This window comes from Mesorhizobium sp. M1050, assembly GCF_040318715.1.
Lineage (GTDB): Bacteria > Pseudomonadota > Alphaproteobacteria > Rhizobiales > Rhizobiaceae > Mesorhizobium.
Genome location: NZ_JAMYMV010000001.1, coordinates 56,452 through 77,278, shown reverse-complemented (window position 1 = coordinate 77,278; position 20,827 = coordinate 56,452). Strand labels below are relative to the sequence as shown.

Genomic DNA, 20,827 nt, shown 5'->3' with positions numbered 1-20,827 from the left:
GCAAGTGCATTCAGCCTGAGCATGAGCTTCGCTCAGTCTGGTGGCATGAACGCAAGTGCGTTCAGCCAGACATGAGCTTCGCTCAGTCTGGCATGAACCCCGTCCTGAGCGCGTGGGCCCATTCCGGCCGGTTGGCCTGTTCGGCTTGGCGCGCCGCTGCCTCATGGTCGTAGCTGACCGCAATGTTTTCGAAACGGTCGGGCTGGCCTGCGTCACCCAAGGTCACGATGCCGTAGCGGGCGTGCGGCGAGCCTTGCTCGGAGACATGCGCCGGCGGTGTCGCATCATCATAGGCGGGGCAGCCGATGCTTCCGGGATTGAAGATGACCGGACCATCGGGGATGCGGATCAGCTCCGCCCGGTGGCTGTGGCCGCACAGTGCGATGCGGCAGCCGGGATCGAGCGGCTTCAGCCGGCGCCGGATCGCCGCCAGCGGAGCGCGCACCAGCTGGCCATTGACGATCGTATCGGCGAGATATTTCTCGTCGTGGTCCGGGCGGGCGTGGAAGGCGATCACGCCGGGCGCGATCTCCAGCGTCAGCGGCTGTTTGAAGAGGACTTCGCGCTGCGCCTGTGTCAGCCGCTGCTGCGCATAGACATCGGAGGCCCACATGGTCTCATCGGCCGGGTCGGCGGCGACGCGGCGATCGTGGTTGCCGCGCACCGTCGGCAGGTTGAGCGCCTCCAGCCGCGCAAACGTCTCGCGCGGCCATAGCGGGCCAGAAACGCTGTCGCCGAGATTGACGGTCAGGTCCGCGCCGCCGCGCTGGCGCAGATCCTCAAGCACGGCGTCCAATGCCAGCACATTGCCATGGATATCGGCGAGGACGGCAATGCGCATTTTTGGCGGCTCCGTGGGTTGACGAGCGGGAAGGCAGGCCTTGCAGAACAACCGAGCTTTGGAGGCTCAGGCCGGCACGTCGATGTCGTGGCCACCAACCACCGGCAGCGCCGGATCGTCGCCGGCCGCAGCGATGACGCTGTCGAGCAGGCCGGGGAAGCGGGCGTCGAGATCGGCGCGGCGCAGCGTGATCATGCGATTGGTGCCGACCACTTCGGCGCGGGTGACGCCGGCCTCGCGCAGTTTGGCCAGGTGGTAGCTCAGATTGGTCTTCGAACCGAGATCGAGGAACCGGCTGCAGTTCAGCGGCACGCCTTCCTTGCTGGCGAGATAGCGCACAATGGCGAGCCGGGTCGGGTCGCCGAGCACGCCGAGCACGATAGGCAGGCTGATCTGGTCCGTATTGGGGTGTGGCAAGGTCATGGCTGGAAACTAAGCGCAGTTTCGGCCGATTTCAACGCATCCATCCCGCCGTAGCAGTCCACACTGTTATGCGTAATCCATGCTGACACAGGGCTGTCAGGAGGGGTCAGCTAATTTTCCCTCGCTTCATTGACATCATGCCCTTTCCCGTCCAATTGTTCAATAACTGTTGAACTAAGGACATCGCCCCATGGACAAGCGCCTCTTCTGGCTTGCACTCGGATCGTTCACCATCTCGACCGAAGGCTTCGTCATCTCCAGCCTTCTGCCCGATATCGCGGCGGACGCCGGCATCTCCATCCCGCTGGCCGGCACGCTGATCACCGCCTTCGCACTCGCCTATGCGGTCGGCACGCCGATCCTGGCGACGCTGACCGGCGAATGGGACCGGCGCCGCGTCATCCTGTGGACGCTGGTGTTCTTCGTGCTCGGCAACATTGCCGCCGCCTTGAGCTCCTCCTTCGAACTGCTGTTGATCGCGCGTGTCGTAATGGCGCTGTCGTCGGGCCTGTTCGCGGCGACCGCGCAAGGCACGGCGGTGGCGTTGGTCGATGACCATCACCGGGCGCGTGCCATCGCCGTCGTCGTCGGCGGCACCACGGTGGCCGTCGCCGTCGGCGCGCCGCTCGGCGCGCTCGTTGCCACCATTGCCGGCTGGCGCGGCACCTTCTTTGCCATCGCCGGCCTTGGCGCGCTTGCGGACGCGATTCTGTGGTATCGGCTGCCGCAGGGTATCGTTGGCACCAGGCTGCCCTTGAAGCGCAGGCTGGCTGCCGCGCTGCGTCCCGGCGTGATGCCGATCCTGTTGACGACAGTGCTGGCGCTGATCGGCGCCTTCACCGTCTTTGCCTTTGTCGCGCCGCTCGCCATCGAGGGCGGCGGGCTCAGCCAGATCGCGCTGCCCGGCATGCTGCTCGCCTTCGGCGTCGGCGCCGTCATCGGCAACATTGGCGGCGGCCAGGCAGCCGACCGGTTCGGCGCGACCCGCACCGTCGGTTGGTCGTTGGCGCTGAGTGCCGGCATGCTGGTCCTGCTGTCGGTCATCCCGACCTTCCTGCCGCACCATCTTGCCGGGCCGGCGCTGATGGCGATGATGGTGCCGTGGGGCATAGTCGGCTGGGCGTTCCCACCGGCGCAGGCGAGCCGCATCATCAAGCTGGCGCCCGATGCCGCCCCGATCGTGCTGTCGCTTAACGCCTCGGCGCTCTACCTGGGCGTCGCGTTGGGTGCCGTGGTCGGCGGCGTCGTGCTGCGCTACGGCGCGCCGGCCGATCTCGGCCTTGTCGCCGCAGCCTTCCCGATCGTCGGGCTCGGCATCCTGCTGGCCGGCAACTGGGCGGCCAGGACGGTCGCAATGCCGGCTGAGTAGTACGGCCGGCTCAGCTGGCCGGCGGCAGATCGAAATCCAGCGCGGCGATCTCATCCAGAGCCGCGCGCAGCCTTTCCGCCTTGTCCTTGCCGGCCACGTCCTCGAAACGCTGCTGGGCAATTTGCCACAGCTTCATCGCCTCATCCAGCTTGACTAGGCCTTTTGGCGTCAACCGTACGCGCTTGATGCGGCGGTCCGCCGGGTCGGCGAAGGTCTCGACATAACCGTCGCGGATCAGCGGCTTCAGCGTATGGCCGAGTGCCGACAAGTCCATGATCAGCGAGGCCGCAATAGCGCCCATCGCCGGCTCATCGCCGATATGAATCTGGTAGAGCAGGCCCTGCTGCGTGGCCTTCAGGCCCGAAGGCGCCATCACATCATCATAGAACTGGCCGAGCTTGCGCGCCGCACGGCGCAGCGCGGCGTTGTTGCAGAGCGTCAGGCCGGGCAGGGTATCCTTCGACATACTGTGTCCTTGGCGCCGGCGAATAATGCCCGGCCGCCACGTCTCAAATAATCCCCATTCCGATCATTGACAAGATAGTGGCATATGCCTATTTGCGTGATGGTGGCATATGCCACTAAATGAATCAAATGGCTTTGCCTGCAAGGCGAGGGTGATCTCTCGGGGCCGGCGGCGAGGTCGAAACGAAGCAAAGCAGTTCGAAGAAGGAGCAAGACAGTGAGTGGACAGAGCAACAAGGGCACGGCGGTCGTCACCGGTGCTTCGGCGGGCATCGGCGCGGTCTATGCGGACCGGCTGGCGGGGCAGGGCTATGACTTGGTGCTGGTGGCGCGGCGCGCAGACCGGCTCGAGGACCTGGCGGAGAAGCTACGAAATGCCTATGACCGCAAGGTCAGCGTGATCAGCGCGGATCTGGCCAACGACAATGACCTGCGCCGCGTCGAGCAGGCGATATCAGCCGATGACAGCGTGACGCTGCTGGTCAACAATGCCGGCCTCGGCGGTGCGCAAGTGGTGGCGACGGCGGACGCCGATGTCGCCGAGCGCATGATCAAGGTCAATGTCGTCGCCCTGACGCGGCTGACCCGTGCCGTGTTGCCCGGCCTGATCGCACGCAATCGCGGCGCCATCGTCAACATCGCATCGGTGCTGGCCTATGACACCTCGTTCGGCGGCATCTACAGTGGCACCAAGGCGTATGTCGTCAACTTCACCGAGGCCCTGCAGCGTGAGGTCGCTGACACCCAGGTGAAGGTGCAGGTCGTGTTGCCGGGCGCGACCCGGACCGATTTCTGGGAGATTGCCGGCAGCGATATCGACAGCGTCCCGCAAGAGATCGTCATGAGCGCCGACAATCTGGTCGATGCAGCACTTGTCGGCCTGGCCAGGGGCGAAGCCGTCACCGTGCCGGGACTTGCCGATCCGGCCAAGCTGGACACTTTCCTCGGCGCCCGGCAAGTCTTCTTCGGCAGCCTGCACGCCAACAAGCCGGCCGCGCGCTACGCGGCTTGAGCTGGCAAGGCTGGTTCGCTTGCGAACCAGGTCCCCCACCCCGCTGCTCCGCAGCGACCCTCCCCACAAGGGGGAGGGTGAGGAAGCGCCTCGTCCGCCCGTGCGACAATGGTCTTGTGGGGATGCGAAAAAGCTGCGCTCCCTACCTCCCCCTTGTGGGGAGGTCGGACCGTAGGTCCGGGTGGGGGTACTGGCGCGGATTTTGGCTTGGGCGCTTTATGCCGTCCGCCACATCGGGATGATCGATGCGGCAAGCACCAGCGCCAGCACGATGTTGAGCGCGCGCCATTGCCGCTCGGTCTTGAGCAGCCGGGCAAGCAGCATGCCGGCCACGCACCACAGCGACAGCGAGGCGGCGGCGGCGAGGCCGAAGGTGACGCCGAGCAGCAGCGCGAGCTGCATCGGCCCGCTGGCCAGCGCTGCGAACGAGGCTGCGGCACCCAATCCCATCGCCCAGCCTTTCGGGTTCATCCATTGAATGCCGGCGCCGCCAAGAAAGCTGTTCGGTCTGGCCATGGTCACATCCAGATTGGGCGGTCCGCTGCGGCCGATCTTGATCGCCAGCCAGACGAGATAAAGCGAGCCGATGACCTTCATCGCCAGTTGCAGTGAGGGCACGGCAAGCAGCAGCCCGGCGAGCCCGGCGGCGGTCGCGCCGGTCACGGTGGCGAGGCCGGCGGCGCTGCCGACCAGCAAAGGCACGGAACGGCGAAAGCCGAACTGCGCGCCGGACGCCGTCGACAAGGTCGTGGCGATGCCGGGCGTTGTGGTGGCAACGATCGCAAACAGGATGAGCGGGATGACGGGCTCGAGCATGTGGCTTCCTCTGTGAGAGCAGCGATCGTAGCGGAGAGTTAGCGTCAGTAAATGCAATGTTTGCCATGGTTAGCATTAGCAGCCATAATGCATGCCATGATCCGAAATCTCGACATGGCGCTGATCCGCACCTTCATCACCGTCGCCGACAAGGCCAGCATGACGGCGGCTGCCAACGCGCTGCACCTGACGCAAGGTGCTGTCAGCCAGCAGGTCAAGCGGTTGGAGGAGGCGCTCGGCTCAAGCCTGTTCGAGCGCGACAGGCGCGGCTTGCGGCTGACGCGCGCCGGCGAACAGCTGTTCGGCAAGGGCAAGCGGCTGCTGGCCTTGAATGACGAAATCTGGGCCGAAATGGCGGGCACTCCGGTTGCTGGCCAGGTGCGGCTCGGCGTGCCTTACGACCTTGTCGGCACCTTGCTTGCACCGGTGCTGAAGACATATGCCGAGACCTATCCGCAGGTCGAAATATCGCTGGTCTGCGCTTCGTCGCCCGAGTTGGCCGCTGCCCTTGCGGCCGGGACCATCGACCTCGCGGTGATCGAGGAACGCGTCGGTTCGTCGGCGGGCGAATGCCTTGCCATCGACCGGCTGGTCTGGGTCGGCGCCAAGGGCGGCGTTGCCCGTGCCAAGCGGCCGCTGCCGGTCTCGATCGTCGCCGATACCTGCGCCTTCCGTCCGGCGGTGCTGGCGGCGCTCGGCGAGCATGGGCTGGAGTGGCGCACCGTGTTCGAAAACGGCAACATCGACGCGACGACGGCGACAGTGCGTTCCGACCTTGCGGTCACTACCTGGCTTGCCTCCACGGTGCCGGCCGATCTCGACATATTGCCATCGGAGTCCGGGCTGCCGCCGCTGCCGAATTTTTCGATCAATCTGCATTTGCCGAGGCATGGGGTAGGGCCGGCGGCGCAGGAATTCGCGCGGTATATCAGGGATGGACTCGCACGGCGGCTGGTGGCGGCTTGAGGCCTGGAAGAACTTGGGTTCCTCGCCCCACGAATGTGGGGAGAGGTGGCTCGGCGAAGCCGAGACGGAGAGGGGATTGGCGCCGAAGTGCCAAGTTTTCACAAAGCATCCGCCCTACGAAGCCCCCGCTCCGGGCGCGGAGGCCGCCCCCCCCGCCCCCCCGGGGGGGGGGTGGGGCGCCCCTGGGCAATTTTTACACAACGCCCCCCCCCCCCGACCCCCCCGCGCGGGCGGGGGCGCCGCCACCTCTCCCCCATGTCATGGGGGCGAGGAACCCAGGCCCTGCAAAGCTACTTCCAGTTCTTGCGCCGCTCGAGTTCGGCTTCCGATGGCTCTCCCGTGACAAAGGAGCCGACCTTGATTTCGCCCGCGCGCTCGTAGGTCGCCATGATCACGCCGGTGCTGGAGACCTGCGACTTGGCAAGCCTGAAGGCGGCCGGCATCGCGTCATCGCCGAACAGCCGCTTGCCCTTGCCCAGCAACAGCGGGAAGGTCATCAGCCGGATCTCGTCGATCAGCCCGTTGGCGAGCAAGGTCTGGATCAGATTGCCCGATCCCTGGATGAGCAGGTCAGGTCCATTCTCCTGCTTGAGGCGGCGCAACGTCGCGACGATATCCGGCCCAAGCGATTGCGTGTTCTGCCAGGTGAGGGTGTCAGGCCGATGCGTCGCCACGTATTTGGTCGCGGGATTGAAGGCATCCGCGATCGAATCTTTCTGATACGGCCAGTACGCGGCGAAGATGTCGTAGGTTCTGCGGCCAAGCAGCAGGGCAAAGGGTTTGGAGAAGAGTTCATCCATTGCCGCGCCCGCCACCTCGTCAAAGTAATGAAACGTCCAGCCGCCGAACTTGAAGCCCCCGACAGGATCCTCTTCCGGACCGCCAGGTGCCTGCATGACGCCGTCGAGGCTGACGAATGTCGCAGCGATGATCTTTCTCATTTCAATGCTCCCTTTTCTTCGCTCCATGCCGTCGTGGCCGGACTTCAACCCAAGGACGGGCGGCCGCTCGCCGGTCCGACAGGACATATGAAATTTTTGCGAACCACCGTCATTTGCGAGGCCTGGTGCGCGGTTCGGCATCGAGATCTTTCGATGAGAACCAGACATCGCCGAAGACTGCGGTGGCCGTGCGGTCCGGCGCCTTGTCCTCCATCAGCCAGATCGAGCGGCTGCGCGCGGCCTGCTCGCGTGTCGGGATTCTAACCGCGGGGCCCGCAACCGAGGCGCCGACACAGGGAATGAACCACGACCGCATGAACGGATCGCAAGCGAAGCCCTTTTTGGTGCGGGTCACCATCACCGCGAGAGGGACACGCTCGGCCGGGCGCCAGGGAAAGATCATGCGGCCGCCTGGTCGCAGCACCTTCAGCCATCCGGCCGGCGGCGCGGCCACGCCGGCATTGACATAGACGATGTCGGATGGCGGCAAGGGCATCGTCACCGCATTGCCATGGACGACGGTTACATTGCCATAGGCTTCGAGATTTCGTTGCGCGAGGTTGGCTAGATCTTCATCGAGTTCGAAAGCGGTGGCGGTGCCGCCTGGTGAAACCAGCCTGGCCAGCACAGCGGTGTAGTAGCCAGTGCCGGCGCCGATATGAGTAACGGCTTCGCCGGGTTTCGGCGCAAGCTTCCCGATCCACATGGCGTGCAGGAACGGCTCGCCATTGTTGATGCCCTTGTCGGCGTCGAGCGCTACCAGAACATTCTGGTAGATGTGCGCCGGATCGGCGCTCGGCGTGGTGATCTTGCCGTTGCCAGCGATGATCGTCCACGGCCCGGGACCGAGGAACGCCTCGCGCGGCACCTCGGCGAAAACCGCCTCGAGGCGCGGGTCGGGCGAGCCAGCATTGGCGGCCATCAGCCGCGCGTAGAACTTCCTGATGTCTTCGATCCGGGGCATGATGCCGGAGAACATAGCGCGGATCGTCGAATTGTCGTGGAAGCTAGCCTCTGCGGGGAGGGGCAGTTCGATTTCCCGGCGAGGCGGAGTTCAGCCGACCCCGAACATGGTCTCGTAGAGCAGCTTGAAATTGAGCACCAGGATGATCGCGGCCACCACCCAGGCAAGAGCAGCGACGCCGCGCGGGATGGCGAGGTTGCCCATCTTCTTCTTGTCGGAGACGAACTGCACCAGCGGGATGACCGCGAAGGGCAGCTGCATCGACAGGATCACCTGGCTGAACACCAGCAGCTGGCCGGTGCCCTTTTCGCCATAGAGCGCGGTGACGACCACCACCGGGACGATGGCGAGGCCGCGCGTCAAAAGACGGCGCGCCCAGTTGGGAATGCGCAGGCGCAGGAAGCCTTCCATGACGATCTGGCCAGCCAGCGTCGCCGTCACCGTCGAGTTGAGGCCGGAAGCCAACAGCGCCACCGCAAACAGGATCGAGGCTATGCCGAGGCCGAGCAGCGGCGACAACAGCTCGAAGGCTTGGCTGATCTCGGCGACGTCATGGTGACCAGTGTTATGGAAAGCGACCGCAGACACGATCAGGATCGAGGCGTTGACGAACAAGGCCAGCATCAGGGCGATAGTCGAGTCCGTCGTTGCCCATTTGATGGCGTCGCGCTTGCCCTTGTCGGTGCGTTCATAGGCGCGGGTCTGCACGATCGAGGAGTGCAGATAGAGGTTGTGCGGCATGACGGTGGCGCCGATGATGCCGATGGCGATGTAAAGCATCGCCGGATTGGTGACGATTGCCGACGACGGCACGAACATCGCATGCAGGATCGAGCCGGCCGGCGGGGCGGCGGCGAAGATCTGGATGGCAAAGCAGCCGAAGATGATGATCAGCAGCGCGATGACGAAGGCTTCGAGATAGCGGAAGCCCTTGTTCATCAAGAGAAGCACGAGGAAGGCATCGAGCGCCGTCAGCATGGCGCCGCCGATCAGCGGAATGCCGAACAGAAGCTGCAGCGCGATCGCGGTGCCGATGACCTCGGCTAGGTCACAAGCGATGATGGCCAGTTCGCAGGCGATCCACAGCACGAAATTGACCGGACGGGGATAATAGGCGCGGCAGGCCTGGGCGAGGTCACGGCCGGTGGCGATGCCGAGCCGTGCTGCCAGCGCCTGGAGCAGGATCGCCATAAGGTTGGACAGCATGATGACGAACAGCAGCGTGTAGCCGAACTGGGCGCCGCCGGCGAGGTCGGTCGCCCAGTTGCCCGGATCCATGTAGCCGACCGAGACCATGTAGCCCGGGCCCATGAAGGCGGCCAGGCGCCGGAACCAGACGCCCGAACCTGGCACGGCGATGGAAGAATTGACTTCGCGCAGGCTGGGCTGTTCGTCCTCCTCCGGCCTGGCGAAGCGCCATGAGGAGCGGGAAACTGTGGCTTCGACGTCGGACATGAACGAGGGCTTTCCGCGAAACTGGGCGATGTTGCCCTAAAGCTATGCCATGGCTCAACATTATGCAATATGCTATATTTCATTGTTCGTGCTTTTTGAGCGGTAGCCCTTAGCGCACGAAGAGGGGCAATTGGAGACGCTGGTTGCACCGGTGGCGGAATGCAAATAAACGGCCTGAAGAATCAGAGCCCGTGCTATGGATGCATGGACAGCAAAAGCCTCGGGAGGAGCGCGTATTGGCGCTGAAGAACAGATCGGTCCCGCGCGAAAAACCGCTGCCTGACGCCGACGTTCATTCGGAAGGCTTCCGGCAGACGCGCGAAGCGCGCCGCAGTGCGCTGGTCGAGGATTATGTCGAGCTGATCGCAGACCTGATCGAGGACGGCAACGAGGCGCGCCAGGTCGATATCGCCGCACGGCTTGGCGTTGCCCAGCCGACGGTGGCCAAGATGCTGACCAGGCTGTGCGCCGACGGGCTGGTGTCGAGAAAGCCCTATCGCGGCGTGTTCCTGACCGATGCCGGCCGCAAGGTCGCGGAGGAAAGCCGCATCCGCCACCAGACGGTGGAAGCTTTCTTGCGCTCGCTCGGCGTCAGTGCGGAAACCGCGCGCATCGACGCAGAGGGCATCGAGCACCATGTCAGCGCCGAGACGCTGGAAGCGTTTCGCAAGGCGATGACGGCGGCGCGCTGAACCGCACCCGCCGCCGGATTTCCCAGTCGCCGGAACCGAACCGGATCTTTCAATTCGCCTTCGGCAAACCGTTCTCTCATTCCCTGACGTCCTGCACCCAACTGCGCGGGTGGCCGTCGACGCGGAACTGGAAGATGAAATAGGGCGGAATGCAGGTGCCCTTGCCGGCTTTTGCTTGCGCCAGATCGTCGTAGCCTGATGTGCAGATATAATCCTCGCGGCAGGGATGCCCCTTGTCGCAGGCGCGCAGGCCGGCGGTCTTGGTGAATTCCCTGGTGCAGAATTTGTGGTCCTTGCCCGAGGCGACGCAGTCGTTGAAACCGGTCTTGGCGAGCCGGCCACAGGTCGCCTCGTCGGGCAGCTTGTCGCAGCTCGCCTTGCGCAGCATACCGCCGGGAAAGCCACCGGTCTTCTGTTCGGGATTGTCGTAGCGCTGGCGCGCCGCACCGTAGCCGGCGAGCTTGACCGGTGGTTTCTTGTCACGAGCCGGATTGATGGCACAGGTCTTGGCGGTGGCTGGCGACAGGCGGCAATACTGGTCGTTGCCCCAGGTCGACATCTTGATCTCGCCGAACTCGACGGGATCACCGACCGCGGTGCCGGCCTCGCTGACGCAGGTGCCGAAGCCTGGATGGATGGAGCTTTCATGGACGCCGGCGCAGCGCAGGCCCGCGCCGCAGGTCCAGTGCTTGAAGCTCAGGTCCTCGCCGCGATAGCAGATCGAGCCCCACCCATTGTAGAGGTCGGTGCCCTTCAGCGCCTCCGCATATTTCTGGTCCGGACGGGCGGCGAAGCCGCGCGTAAAGTCCGGATGCCCGCCGGCTGCGAACTGCTCGACGATAGCGCGGCGGCGCGGCAGGTCGGCGAAGAAGACGGCCGAGCCCGGCACGAAGACGGCGTTGCGGCGCGGCTCGCTGGCCGGATCGGCGCCGGTGTAGTGGAACCCGGCAATGCCATGCGTCTGATGGCAGCCGGTGCAGCTCATCTCGTTGAGGCGCAATTCGAAGCCGGCCACAGACCTGATGGAGGCGAGCGTGTTGCCCCTGGCGACATAGTCCTTCAACGCCTTGTCGACGTCGGCGTCGTCGACTAGCCCGTAGGCGATGTTGTTCTGCGACCGGCTGAGGCCACCGGGTGCGACGGAAACGGCGCTCTTGGCCAGGAATTTTTCGTCGATGACCAGCCGGCCATGATCGAGGTCGTAGATGTTGCGGTCGGTGAGCAGCCATTTGGCGAAGGACGGCTTGTCGGCCAGCACCGTGGTCCGATCGATCTGGTTCTCCATCTTCGATTCGTAAAATGTCGAGCTGGCCGGATCCCATTTGAAGATCTTCAGCAGATATTCGGCATGGCCGCCGAAATCGCGCCGCGTCGAGGCCGACAGCCGAAGCACCTGCATGTTGAGTTCCAGCCGCATGATCTGCGAGGAATTCAGCATGGCACCCGACAGCGGTCCCGCGTCGGAGCGCAGCCAGGCGGCAAGCTGATCGGGCGGCAGGTCCTGTTTCCCGGCAGCCAGCCAGCGCTGGGCGACATCGGCGCAGGACACATCAATGGCGCTTGGCAAGTCCTTCGAGGCGCGGGCTTGTGCTTGATGGGGCTTGGCGTTGAAGACCAGGCTCATGGTCAGCGGCAGGCGCGAGGAAATGCGCTGGCCCGCCTTTCCCTTGGCCGGCTTTTCCGCGACCGAATAGTGGAAGCGGTAGATCAGCCGGATCTCGCCGCATTCGGTGTGGCCGAGATAGCCGCGATCCATGCGGTTGACGACGCCGGTCAGGTCGAGCGTCGAGCCGTCGTCGTCGATGTATTTTGGATTGAATTTCTGGCTGGTGTCCTTCGACTTCGCCATATCAGCAACATAAGGGTCCGGGCTGGTCTTCGGTTCGTTGGCGATCTCAAGCTTGACGGTGTCGCGCACCGTGGCCAGTGCCGGCACCGAAAAAAGGCCGCGATTGTCGACCTCGCGGGTGAGGCCGAGTGCGGGTCCGAGCAGGCGGCTGATCGACAGGCCGCCGCGTTCGAGCGCCTGCAGGGTGGCGGGATCGGTGACAGCGACGCTGGAATCGAGCGTGACGGCGTGGGCGGACCCAATGCCAAAACAGGTCAGTGCCGTCAGCGACAGCAGGAATTGGCCGATCGTCCGCAAGCGCCCCTCGCTTCCATAGAGAACCGGAGAATTCTATATCGCGCACGGCTTCAGGGAAACCGGCGAAAGCGGCCCAACGGGAGAGCGTCTTGTGGGCCTGATGGTGTAGCCGCAGGCGCCCTATGTGGCCTTGAGGCCGTCGAAAAATGCTGTGACTTGCCGCAACCGTTGGGATAATTGTTGTTCGGTTGAGCCGGCTTTACCGGGCAACGGGGGAAGTTTGCAGCGCGAGGAGTTGCCATGCTCTGGAAGGGCCGTCGTCAGAGTGACAATGTCGAGGACGACCGCAGCGACAGTGGCGGCGGGCTCGGCAGCGGCAGCCCCGGCCAGTTCCGCATTCCGATCGGCGGTCGCGCCGGCGGCGGCGGCAGCATCTTCCTCGTCATCCTGGTGGTGCTGGCCGGATGGTATTTCGGCTTCGATCCATCGACGATCCTGGGCGGTGGCGACGGCGGCGGTGGCCAGATCACCGACAACAGCGGCGGTGGCCAGGGCAGCGGCGCGGGTGCGCCCGCCAGTGACGAGATGAAGCAGTTCGTGGCGACGGTGCTGGCCGAGACCGAGGACACCTGGACCGGCATCTTCAAATCGCAGGGCCTGACCTACGAGGATCCGAAGCTGGTGCTGTTCAGCGGCCAGGTCCGCTCGGCCTGCGGCTTTGCTTCCGCGGCGGCCGGACCGTTCTATTGCCCCGGCGACCACAAGGTCTATCTCGACATGACCTTCTTCCAGGAGCTCGATCAGCAATTCGGCGCCTCGGGCGAATTCGCCCGCGCCTATGTGATCGCGCATGAGATCGGCCATCACGTGCAGAACCTAACCGGCATCATGTCCAAGTTCAACCAGATGCGGCAAAGCATGGGCGAGGTCGAGGCCAACCAGATGTCGGTGCGCATCGAGCTTCAGGCCGACTGCTTTGCCGGCGTGTGGGCGCATTACACCGACCAGAAAGGCATATTGGAGCAGGGAGACATCGAAAGCGCGCTGAACGCCGCCAAGCAGATCGGCGACGACACGCTGCAGAAGAAGATGCAAGGCTATGTCGTGCCGGAAAGCTTCAACCACGGCACCTCGCAGCAGCGGCAGACCTGGCTGGCGCGCGGCTACAAGAGCGGCAAGCTTTCGGACTGCAACACGCTGAGCGGGCCAATTTGAACAGCCGCTTCCGGGCGCTGACCTGACGCCAAGGCGCCGTCAGGGGCTGTCAGGATGAAAGAATCCGATCCGTTCCCGCATTGTTCCTTACGGCGGACTCGCCTATAAGGTGCGTCCGCCTGCGCCCCAGGGCGACCACAGGAGCCGGACCCGCCATGATCGACCCCAAAACCGCCAGACGGGGCCTTGCGCTCGTCTTCACCACACTGCTGCTCGACATCATCGGTTTCGGCATGATCATGCCGGTGCTGCCGGCCTATCTCAGGGAATTGACCGGGGTCAGTATCAGCGGAGCGGCGATCGAAGGCGGCTGGCTATTCTTCGTCTATGCGGCCATGCAGTTCTTCTTCGCGCCAATCATGGGCGGGTTAAGTGACCGGTTCGGGCGGCGGCCGATCCTGCTTGCCTCGGTGCTGACCTTTTCCGTCGACAATTTGATCTGCGCGGTGGCCTGGTCCTACCCGATGCTGTTCATCGGCCGTGTGCTGGCCGGCATTTCGGGCGCCAGCTATTCGACGACATCCGCCTTCATCGCCGACATTTCGAACGACGAGAACCGGGCGAAGAATTTCGGCCTGCTCGGCATCGCCTTTGGCGTTGGCTTCGTCATCGGGCCGGTCCTGGGCGGGTTGCTCGGCACGTTCGGGCCGCGCGTGCCGTTCTATTTCGCTGCCGGGCTCGCCTTGGTGAATTTCCTGATCGCGCTGTTCCTGTTGCCGGAAACACTCGACGACAAGCATCGCCGCCGCTTCGAGTGGAAGCGCGCCAATCCGGTCGGCACGCTCGTCCAGATGCGCCAATACAAGGGCATTGGCTGGATCGGACTTGTTTTCTTCCTGATGACGCTCGGGCACATGATGTATCCGGCGGTCTGGTCGTTCGTTTCCAATTACCGTTATGGCTGGAGCGAGCAGCAGATCGGCTTCTCGCTCGGCGCCTTCGGCCTGTGCGGCGCGATCGTCATGGCGACGGTGCTGCCGCGGGTGATCCCCCGGCTTGGCGAGTGGAGGACGGCGGTCATCGGTCTTGCCTTTACGGCACTCAGCGCCTTCGGCTACGCGTTCGCGTCGCAAGGCTGGATGATCTATGCGGTGATCGTCTTCGGCTGTCTGGAAGCGCTGGCCGATCCACCGCTGAGGAGCCTCGCCGCCGCCAAGGTGCCGCCTTCGGCGCAGGGCGAACTGCAGGGTGCGATGACCTCGATCTTCTCGATCACCTCGATCGTCACGCCACTGCTCTATACGGCGATCTTTTCCTGGTTCACCGGGCCGAGCGCTCCCGTGACCTTCGGCGGCGCGCCCTATCTGGTCGGCGCGTGCTTCCTGGCGCTGGCGCTCATCGTCTTCGTCACGAAAGTTGCGAGGCCGGTGGCGCGCACAAGTGTCACTACCGGCGTCGCCGAAGATGGAGCACAGATATGAGGCCCCGTCTCAGAAAGAAGTGCCCGGCAGGGCGTTGGGGGCAGCGCTGACGGGTCGAGTCAGGCCCGCTCGGCCAGCAATTCCTCGCCGCGCTTTTCGCGAATCAGGTTGACGAAGCGGCGGAACAGATAGTGCGAATCCTGCGGGCCGGGCGAGGCTTCGGGGTGATGCTGGACCGAGAACACCGGCCGGCCGGTCAGCGTGATGCCGCAGTTCGAGCCGTCGAACAGCGAGACGTGGGTTTCCTCGACGCCTGATGGCAGCGAGTCGGCATCGACGGCAAAGCCGTGGTTCATCGAGACGATCTCGACCTTGCCGGTGGTGTGGTCCTTGACCGGATGGTTGGCGCCGTGATGGCCCTGGTGCATCTTGGCGGTCTTGCCGCCCAGCGCCAGCGCCAGCATCTGGTGGCCAAGGCAGATGCCGAACACCGGAATGTCGGTCTTCAACAGGTCCTGGATGACCGGGACGGCATAGTCGCCGGTGGCCTCCGGGTCGCCGGGACCGTTGGAGAGAAAAATGCCGTCCGGCTGCATGGCGAGGATTTCTTCGGCGCCGGTCTTGGCTGGCACCACTGTGACCCTGGCGCCGAGGCCGGCGAGCAGGCGCAAGATGTTGCGCTTGACGCCGTAGTCGATGGCAACGACGTGCATCGAAGGCTCGGTCTGTTCGCCAAAGCCTTCGTTCCACACCCATGGCGTCTCGCGCCAGGCCGACGACTGGCCTGACGTGACCTCCTTGGCGAGATCGAGCCCGATCAGGCCGGACCATGCCGCGGCGCGGCGCTTCAGGTCGTCGAGGTCGAACACGCCATCGGGCGCATGCGCGATGACGGCGTTGGGCATGCCCTTTTCGCGGATCAGCGCGGTCAGCGCGCGGGTGTCGATGCCCGACAGGGCGACGATGCCGCGCTTCTTCAGCCACTGGTCGAGACCGGTGCCGGCGCGGTAGTTGGACGGGTTGGTGACATCGGCCTTGAACACGGCGCCGACGGCGCCGGCGCGGGCGACCGGGTTGAGGTCCTCGATGTCCTCGTCATTTGTGCCGATGTTGCCGATATGCGGGAATGTGAAGGTGACGATCTGGCCGGCATAGGACGGGTCGGTGAGGATTTCCTGGTAGCCGGTGAGTGCTGTGTTGAAGCAGACTTCGGCGACGGCGGAACCGGTGGCGCCCAACCCGCGACCCTCGATGACGGTGCCGTCGGCCAGCACCAGAAGGGCGGTCGGCTTTTCTGTTGCCCAGGCGGGCGTCAAGGCGGCGGTCATATCGGCCATGGCGGCACTCCTATCGGGGCTGCGCGCTTCCATAGGCCCGGCGGGCCATCCGCGCAGCAAACGGCGCCAAGCGGCGATTTCGCAGCTTCCACGCAGTCAAGCTTCAGTTCATGCAAGGCCCAGTACATAGGGGAAGGGGGCAGGGCGGTCAATGACCATGCGAAATGCAATTCCGATTTATTTCATCTAGCAATATCAGAGGCTTGCCTTACCATTTCAGGGTTTGCGTTGGCTCGCGCCCGGCGCTATTGTCCGCGCCCATCGAAGGAGAATGCACCATGCGCGGCAAAATCGCCGAATCCCTGAAGAGCGCGATGAAAGCGCAGGACAAGCACCGGCTGCCGACATTGCGGCTGATTCAAGCCGCCATTCACGACCGCGATATCGCCAATCGCGGCTCGGGCAAGGAGCCGGCCAGCGACGAGGAGATCCTGCAGATCCTGGCCAAGATGGTGAAGCAGCGCGAGGAATCGGCTAGGGCATTCGATGACGGCAAGCGGCCGGAACTGGCCGCACAGGAGCGCGGCGAGATGGAGATCATCCGCGCGTTCCTGCCGACGCAGCTTGACGATGCCGCCATCCAGGCTGCGGCGCGCGAGGCGATCGCGGCGACGGGTGCGGCCAGCCAGAAGGACATGGGCAAGGTGATCGCTGCGCTGAAGCAGAAATATGCCGGCCAGATGGATTTCGGCAAGGCGAGCGGCATCGTCAAGGGGTTGCTGCAGTAGGGGTGCTGCTCGTCTCGTCGCCGGGAAAGCATGACCGACGTGCCGACAGGCAGCATTAGAATCCAATATTCCACGCCGCATGTGGAAGCCATAAAAACGCTGCTTCAGACCTGCCACGCCAGATGCGTGGGCAACAGGATGTGGAATCGGAAACCCATCTGATTGCCTTTTGGATGGTGCTGCCGGTGATCTCTGGCCCCACCTGGCGAATCCAAGTCCTGAAATTTGGAACTCGGATATCGCCGAGATGTTTATCCGTCATGCAACTGGAGAGATGTCATGACTGAGAACGAAACCCGCTATGAAACCGGCGCGACGAAGTATCCGGCAAAGACCGGTGCCGACGCTTCCGATGAATTCTCCCAGGACGCGGCCGGCAACAAGAAGCCTGCCGGCGGAATGGGGCTCACCCGCCGGATGGGCGAAGTGGAAGACCGAACCCGCCAGTCGGAGGGACAAAACCCGCCGAGGCGAGCCGCGCCGAGTGCCGCGACACAAAGGGCGTCCAGCGCCAGTCCAGCGGTCGCCGAGCGTCGTTCAAAGGATGCCAAGGCTCCGAAGAGCGGGCGGTAACGGGAACCCAATTCAGCAAGTGAGCGCTCGGCCGAACCGGGCCATTGGCGGGAAGCTTAGGCGGACACCTCAAGCACGATCTTGCCGCGCACATGCTCGTTTTCCAGCCGTTCCTCCGCCTTGGCGACCTCTCCAAGCGGATAGACGGCTTGCACGAACGGGGTGACCTTGCCGGCGTCGATGAGACGGCCGATCTGCGCGAGGTGCGCCGCATTCGGCTCGGCGATATAGGAGACACCACGTGCCCGACGCAACTGTGCCTTTTCCTGTGAGGGTTGAGAAAGAGTGGAAACGAGCGTCCCACCTGGCTTGAGAACGTCCCAGGAGCGTTCCTGGGTGTCACCCGCTACCAAGTCGAACACCAGGTCGACCGCATCGACAATCTCTTCGAAACGCTGACCCTTGTAGTCGATCGCCTGATCTGCACCTAGCTCATGGACAAAAACGAAGTCTTGGGCGGAGACGGTTGTGGCGACGAACGCGCCGGCGGCCTTGGCCAGTTGGATCGCCAGATGGCCAACGCCGCCGGCTCCGCCATGGATGAGAACCCTTTGCCCGGATTTGAGGCCGCCATGCTCAAACAGGCCCTGCCAAGCAGTGATGCCCGCAAGCGGCACCGCAGCCGCTTCGACGTGGCTTAGACGTTCCGGCTTCGCAGCCGCCTCCGTCGCCTTGACCACGACATATTCGGCATTGCCGCCCCGATCATGACCAAGCATGGCAAATAGCGGGTCGCCCTTCTTCAACGTATGAGCCCGCGTACCGCATGTCTCCACCACGCCGGACACGTCACGCCCCAATGTAACGGGCAATGCATGGCCCGCCGAACCCTTGCGCGTCTTGTAGTCAACCGGATTGACGCTCGCCGCGCGGACCCTGAGCACAACCTCGTCGTCAACGGGCTGAGGAAAGGGGACTTGATCGATCGAAAGAACCTCAGGTCCGCCAAAAGCATGGATGCGGACTGCTTTCATGTCGACATATCTCCTCTTCGCTGGCAGTCGGCGACGGGGTCAGCGGGTCGCCGATAGCCGCTAGCCGCTCCGGTTGCTATGGCGTCCGAGGGCGTTCATCGGCGATGAACAGAGCGCCGGATTTGGCGGCGGCCATTCGAACGGGCAGGCCGTAGGCCTGGCGGTCAGAGGCATCTGTTTCCTCTTGGTTCGACCGCCAAATCGGCTTCATCACACTCGCTGCCGCAGCGACGCCAGTCCTGCTAGGCCGTAGATTGCGTTGGAGGGTTCTGGTACATCATCCACAGCTCGATCGCAGCAAGGACCGCGACCAGAACGCCGATTACCACATGCACGCTCATGGCCGTGGTTGCCTGGAATCCAAGCACCCAGGGAGACACGATTACCCAAAGACCCACAACGAGGTTCAACCATTCCTCCCAAATAGCAAAGGCGGAGAGGGCGGCAACCGAAAGCAAGAAAATCACGATGCCGCTGCCCATGGCATTCTGGGACTGCGTCCCCGCCGCGAAGGCGAATATCCAGGGAGAGAAGAAGAGAACTGCTCCGAGGATTAGATTTGCCACGTCACAAAGCTTGGCGTTTGACCACTGGTTCATGATTTTTCTCCATCAAGCGTGCTTTCCACGCTTCCGAAGCTCAGTCGGCTGGCTTGAAACCGCCGGTCCATATGGCGGCATGGCTACAACCGGACTTGCTGGCTCTGTAACTGTATTGCAGGCCATTGGTTCCAATCAACAAATCTGGAGCACCATCCGCTGAGCGTGGTGGCGGGCATTTTTTCCTCGGCTGGGAGCATTCAGCAACTCTTGATCGGCCCGCGAGATACAAACGCAGCGGGAAGGTGCGAGGTGCAGGCCATCACCCATGTGATCGCCTCTCGATCATATTCGTCACCAGAGCGCCAGTCCTCGAAGAAGGCGTTCAACGTGCCGACACGCTCGGGCCAGACGTCGCTGGCCTGCAGCCCTAGTGACACGCCAAAATTGGTGAAAGCGAACTTCGTGTCGCGCAGCCACGGCGTGCGGCTGAAATAACCTGGCGGGTCGACCCACATCGTTTCCAGGGTTCTAAGCGATCGCCTCGTCTGGGCTTCGGCCCATGGTTCAGCGGGGAAGAAGTGGGCGAGCCACAGCATCATGCCGAGACCGAGATCCTGTTCGATATCGAGCGTTTGCCAATCGTGCTCGATCAGGTCACGCATCTGCGCGATTTCGGGCGCCAGCTCGTCTTCATCGAGAATCCGGTAGGAGACATAGCCGTCATAAGCGTCCATGCTGCCGAGGCCATAGCCGGGATAAGGACTGCTCAAGTCCTCCTGCATCTTCCAGACCACACCGCGGCCGGGGATCACAAAAGCCGGGTGAATGTCACGCGCCAGCGCGACACCGCGCGCGCGGTATCGCGGTTTCAGATCCCCGAGACGCGCCAAGGCAAACAGCCACATCGCCAGGTAGTGGAAGTACTGACCGTCACGATCAGCCGCTTCCCCGATCCTCAATCCACGCCGACGGCCGAGCACACGCTCTACATCGGCCACCAGCCGCTCAGCCTCATCCAGCCAGCGCGTCTCGCCGGTTTCCGTGTAGAGTGAGACGTAGAGCACGACCCCGAACGCATCGGTCCAGAGATAACGCAAGCCGTTAGGCCAGATGCCTTCGGCGCGCATCCAATCGAGTTTTCGCAGCACGTAGTCGACGTCACGCAACATTGGCACCAAACCCGAACGGATAGGCCATGCGGTTGCGGCATACCGGGCGATATCCGCCTCTGTTTGGGCTGGCTATCGCAATCTGGTCGGCAGCCCGCAGCCAACGCCGCCCTTGTTCGCTGACCTCAATGCAACTGCGAATGCTGTCCGCCATGCCGCGAGATGCCGCTCAATGCCTCACCCGCTTCTGCCGATTCGCCATTCATGGCGAGGTCGCCCAGCGAAACAATGCCGATCAGCCGCTTGTCGCGGTTCAACACCGGCAGGCGCCTTACTTGAAGCTCACCCATTCTGTGAAGGACGTCGTCTGCGTCTTCGTCACCGAAACAATATTCGACGTCAGGGGTCATCACCTCGCGAATTTTGGCGTCGGGTCCTTTGCCTTGGGCGATGCCGCGGATCGCGATATCCCGGTCCGTTATCATGCCGACGAGCCGGTCGTTCTCACCCACCGGCATGACGCCGGCGTCGAGACGGCCCATGGTTCGAGCGGCCTCGCGTATGGTTTGCTCCGGATTGGCGATCTGGACGTCTTTCGTCATACAATCGGCAATTCTCATCGTAACCTCCTCTAGTTCCGCGGCCCCGCGCCAGCTGATGCTTGAATGAGCGCCCTTGGAAAACGTTCCATGGTTTCGGTCTGCACGAGCAAATAGCCTGCCGGCCCCCTTTGGTCCCCTTTTTCATGTGCGAACCACCGTCGGCGACGGTCGAAGGAGAATGCGCCATGCGCGGCAAAATCGCCGAACCTTGAAGAGCGCTGTGAAGGCGCAGGACAAGCGCCGGCTGCCGACATTGCGGCTGATCCATTCACGACCGAGGCAGCCGCAGCGTCACGCCGGTGTCGTGGAGGTCGCTTGCTGGCTGGAGTATCCAGCCGATTTCACGCGGGCCGTGC

At 63.7% G+C, this 20,827-nt stretch carries 21 protein-coding genes; 8 read left to right on the top strand and 13 right to left on the bottom strand.

The genetic code is table 11. The features are described 5' to 3' along the window. Positions 1–82 precede the first annotated feature (82 nt). Together NKH57_RS00385 and NKH57_RS00380 are read right to left on the bottom strand one after the other, a co-directional pair. Positions 83–841, bottom strand: a complete 759-nt coding sequence (locus NKH57_RS00385) for a metallophosphoesterase family protein (protein ID WP_352940808.1) — start codon at positions 839–841, stop codon at positions 83–85. A 66-nt stretch (positions 842–907) separates the two neighbouring features. Then, positions 908–1,264: an ArsR/SmtB family transcription factor gene (locus NKH57_RS00380; RefSeq protein WP_352940805.1), complete on the bottom strand. Its 357-nt coding sequence runs from the start codon at positions 1,262–1,264 to the stop codon at positions 908–910. 190 nt (positions 1,265–1,454) lie between these two features. Here NKH57_RS00380 and NKH57_RS00375 point away from each other — a divergent pair, with 190 nt between their 5' ends. After that, positions 1,455–2,633, top strand: coding sequence for an MFS transporter (locus NKH57_RS00375; RefSeq protein ID WP_352940803.1), 1,179 nt, complete (start codon positions 1,455–1,457; stop codon positions 2,631–2,633). Between the two features lie 10 nt (positions 2,634–2,643). Here NKH57_RS00375 and NKH57_RS00370 read toward each other — a convergent pair whose 3' ends face one another. Next, a complete protein-coding gene (locus NKH57_RS00370) occupies positions 2,644–3,099 on the bottom strand; it encodes a MarR family winged helix-turn-helix transcriptional regulator (protein WP_023761317.1) in 456 nt (151 codons plus the stop codon). Positions 3,100–3,315: 216 nt separating this feature from the next. Between NKH57_RS00370 and NKH57_RS00365 the strand changes: the two genes are divergently transcribed. Further along, complete coding sequence (locus tag NKH57_RS00365) at positions 3,316–4,110, top strand: SDR family NAD(P)-dependent oxidoreductase (RefSeq protein WP_023761318.1); 795 nt, start codon at positions 3,316–3,318, stop codon at positions 4,108–4,110. 216 nt (positions 4,111–4,326) lie between these two features. On the opposite strand, the gene NKH57_RS00360 is transcribed toward NKH57_RS00365, so the two are convergent. Further along, complete coding sequence (locus NKH57_RS00360; RefSeq protein ID WP_023761866.1) at positions 4,327–4,926, bottom strand: LysE family translocator; 600 nt, start codon at positions 4,924–4,926, stop codon at positions 4,327–4,329. Between the two features lie 96 nt (positions 4,927–5,022). Here NKH57_RS00360 and NKH57_RS00355 point away from each other — a divergent pair, with 96 nt between their 5' ends. Further along, on the top strand, positions 5,023–5,892 hold the full coding sequence (locus NKH57_RS00355) for a LysR substrate-binding domain-containing protein (protein WP_023761865.1): 870 nt from the start codon (positions 5,023–5,025) through the stop codon (positions 5,890–5,892). 290 nt (positions 5,893–6,182) lie between these two features. On the opposite strand, the gene NKH57_RS00350 is transcribed toward NKH57_RS00355, so the two are convergent. The 3 genes from NKH57_RS00350 to NKH57_RS00340 form a co-directional block, all read right to left on the bottom strand. Further along, positions 6,183–6,833: a dihydrofolate reductase family protein gene (locus NKH57_RS00350; RefSeq protein WP_023761864.1), complete on the bottom strand. Its 651-nt coding sequence runs from the start codon at positions 6,831–6,833 to the stop codon at positions 6,183–6,185. Positions 6,834–6,942: 109 nt separating this feature from the next. Further along, positions 6,943–7,797 carry a protein-L-isoaspartate O-methyltransferase family protein gene (locus NKH57_RS00345; RefSeq protein WP_352941021.1) on the bottom strand — a complete coding sequence of 285 codons (855 nt, stop codon included), beginning with the start codon at positions 7,795–7,797 and terminating at the stop codon, positions 6,943–6,945. Between the two features lie 90 nt (positions 7,798–7,887). Further along, complete coding sequence (locus tag NKH57_RS00340) at positions 7,888–9,252, bottom strand: Nramp family divalent metal transporter (protein ID WP_023761862.1); 1,365 nt, start codon at positions 9,250–9,252, stop codon at positions 7,888–7,890. Between the two features lie 236 nt (positions 9,253–9,488). On the opposite strand from NKH57_RS00340, the gene mntR reads away from it, so the two are divergent. Further along, positions 9,489–9,944 (top strand): manganese-binding transcriptional regulator MntR, encoded by a 456-nt coding sequence (gene mntR, locus NKH57_RS00335; RefSeq protein WP_023761861.1) that lies wholly within the window; start codon positions 9,489–9,491, stop codon positions 9,942–9,944. 76 nt (positions 9,945–10,020) lie between these two features. Here the strand turns inward: mntR and NKH57_RS00330 are convergent, their stop codons facing one another. Next, positions 10,021–12,090, bottom strand: a complete 2,070-nt coding sequence (locus NKH57_RS00330; protein ID WP_352940799.1) for a hypothetical protein — start codon at positions 12,088–12,090, stop codon at positions 10,021–10,023. A gap of 240 nt (positions 12,091–12,330) precedes the next feature. Between NKH57_RS00330 and ypfJ the strand changes: the two genes are divergently transcribed. Together ypfJ and NKH57_RS00320 are read left to right on the top strand one after the other, a co-directional pair. Continuing rightward, positions 12,331–13,245, top strand: a complete 915-nt coding sequence (gene ypfJ, locus NKH57_RS00325) for a KPN_02809 family neutral zinc metallopeptidase (protein WP_352607861.1) — start codon at positions 12,331–12,333, stop codon at positions 13,243–13,245. Positions 13,246–13,364: 119 nt separating this feature from the next. Further along, positions 13,365–14,666, top strand: coding sequence for a TCR/Tet family MFS transporter (locus NKH57_RS00320; RefSeq protein ID WP_502905912.1), 1,302 nt, complete (start codon positions 13,365–13,367; stop codon positions 14,664–14,666). A 59-nt stretch (positions 14,667–14,725) separates the two neighbouring features. Here NKH57_RS00320 and carA read toward each other — a convergent pair whose 3' ends face one another. Then, positions 14,726–15,943: a glutamine-hydrolyzing carbamoyl-phosphate synthase small subunit gene (gene carA / locus NKH57_RS00315; RefSeq protein WP_352828838.1), complete on the bottom strand. Its 1,218-nt coding sequence runs from the start codon at positions 15,941–15,943 to the stop codon at positions 14,726–14,728. Positions 15,944–16,221: 278 nt separating this feature from the next. Between carA and NKH57_RS00310 the strand changes: the two genes are divergently transcribed. Together NKH57_RS00310 and NKH57_RS00305 are read left to right on the top strand one after the other, a co-directional pair. Continuing rightward, the gene (locus NKH57_RS00310) at positions 16,222–16,671 is read left to right on the top strand and encodes a GatB/YqeY domain-containing protein (RefSeq protein ID WP_352940796.1); all 450 of its coding nucleotides are present in this window, start codon (positions 16,222–16,224) and stop codon (positions 16,669–16,671) included. Positions 16,672–16,950: 279 nt separating this feature from the next. Continuing rightward, the gene (locus NKH57_RS00305; protein ID WP_352607870.1) at positions 16,951–17,244 is read left to right on the top strand and encodes a hypothetical protein; all 294 of its coding nucleotides are present in this window, start codon (positions 16,951–16,953) and stop codon (positions 17,242–17,244) included. 56 nt (positions 17,245–17,300) lie between these two features. Here NKH57_RS00305 and NKH57_RS00300 read toward each other — a convergent pair whose 3' ends face one another. The 4 genes from NKH57_RS00300 to NKH57_RS00285 all read right to left on the bottom strand — a co-directional run bounded on the left by NKH57_RS00300 (position 17,301) and on the right by NKH57_RS00285 (position 20,489). After that, the gene (locus NKH57_RS00300; RefSeq protein ID WP_352940794.1) at positions 17,301–18,218 is read right to left on the bottom strand and encodes an NADP-dependent oxidoreductase; all 918 of its coding nucleotides are present in this window, start codon (positions 18,216–18,218) and stop codon (positions 17,301–17,303) included. Between the two features lie 242 nt (positions 18,219–18,460). Next, on the bottom strand, positions 18,461–18,817 hold the full coding sequence (locus tag NKH57_RS00295; protein ID WP_023761853.1) for an SPW repeat protein: 357 nt from the start codon (positions 18,815–18,817) through the stop codon (positions 18,461–18,463). A gap of 200 nt (positions 18,818–19,017) precedes the next feature. After that, a complete protein-coding gene (locus NKH57_RS00290; protein ID WP_023761852.1) occupies positions 19,018–19,929 on the bottom strand; it encodes a hypothetical protein in 912 nt (303 codons plus the stop codon). 125 nt (positions 19,930–20,054) lie between these two features. Then, the gene (locus NKH57_RS00285; RefSeq protein WP_023761851.1) at positions 20,055–20,489 is read right to left on the bottom strand and encodes a CBS domain-containing protein; all 435 of its coding nucleotides are present in this window, start codon (positions 20,487–20,489) and stop codon (positions 20,055–20,057) included. Positions 20,490–20,827: the final 338 nt, after the last annotated feature.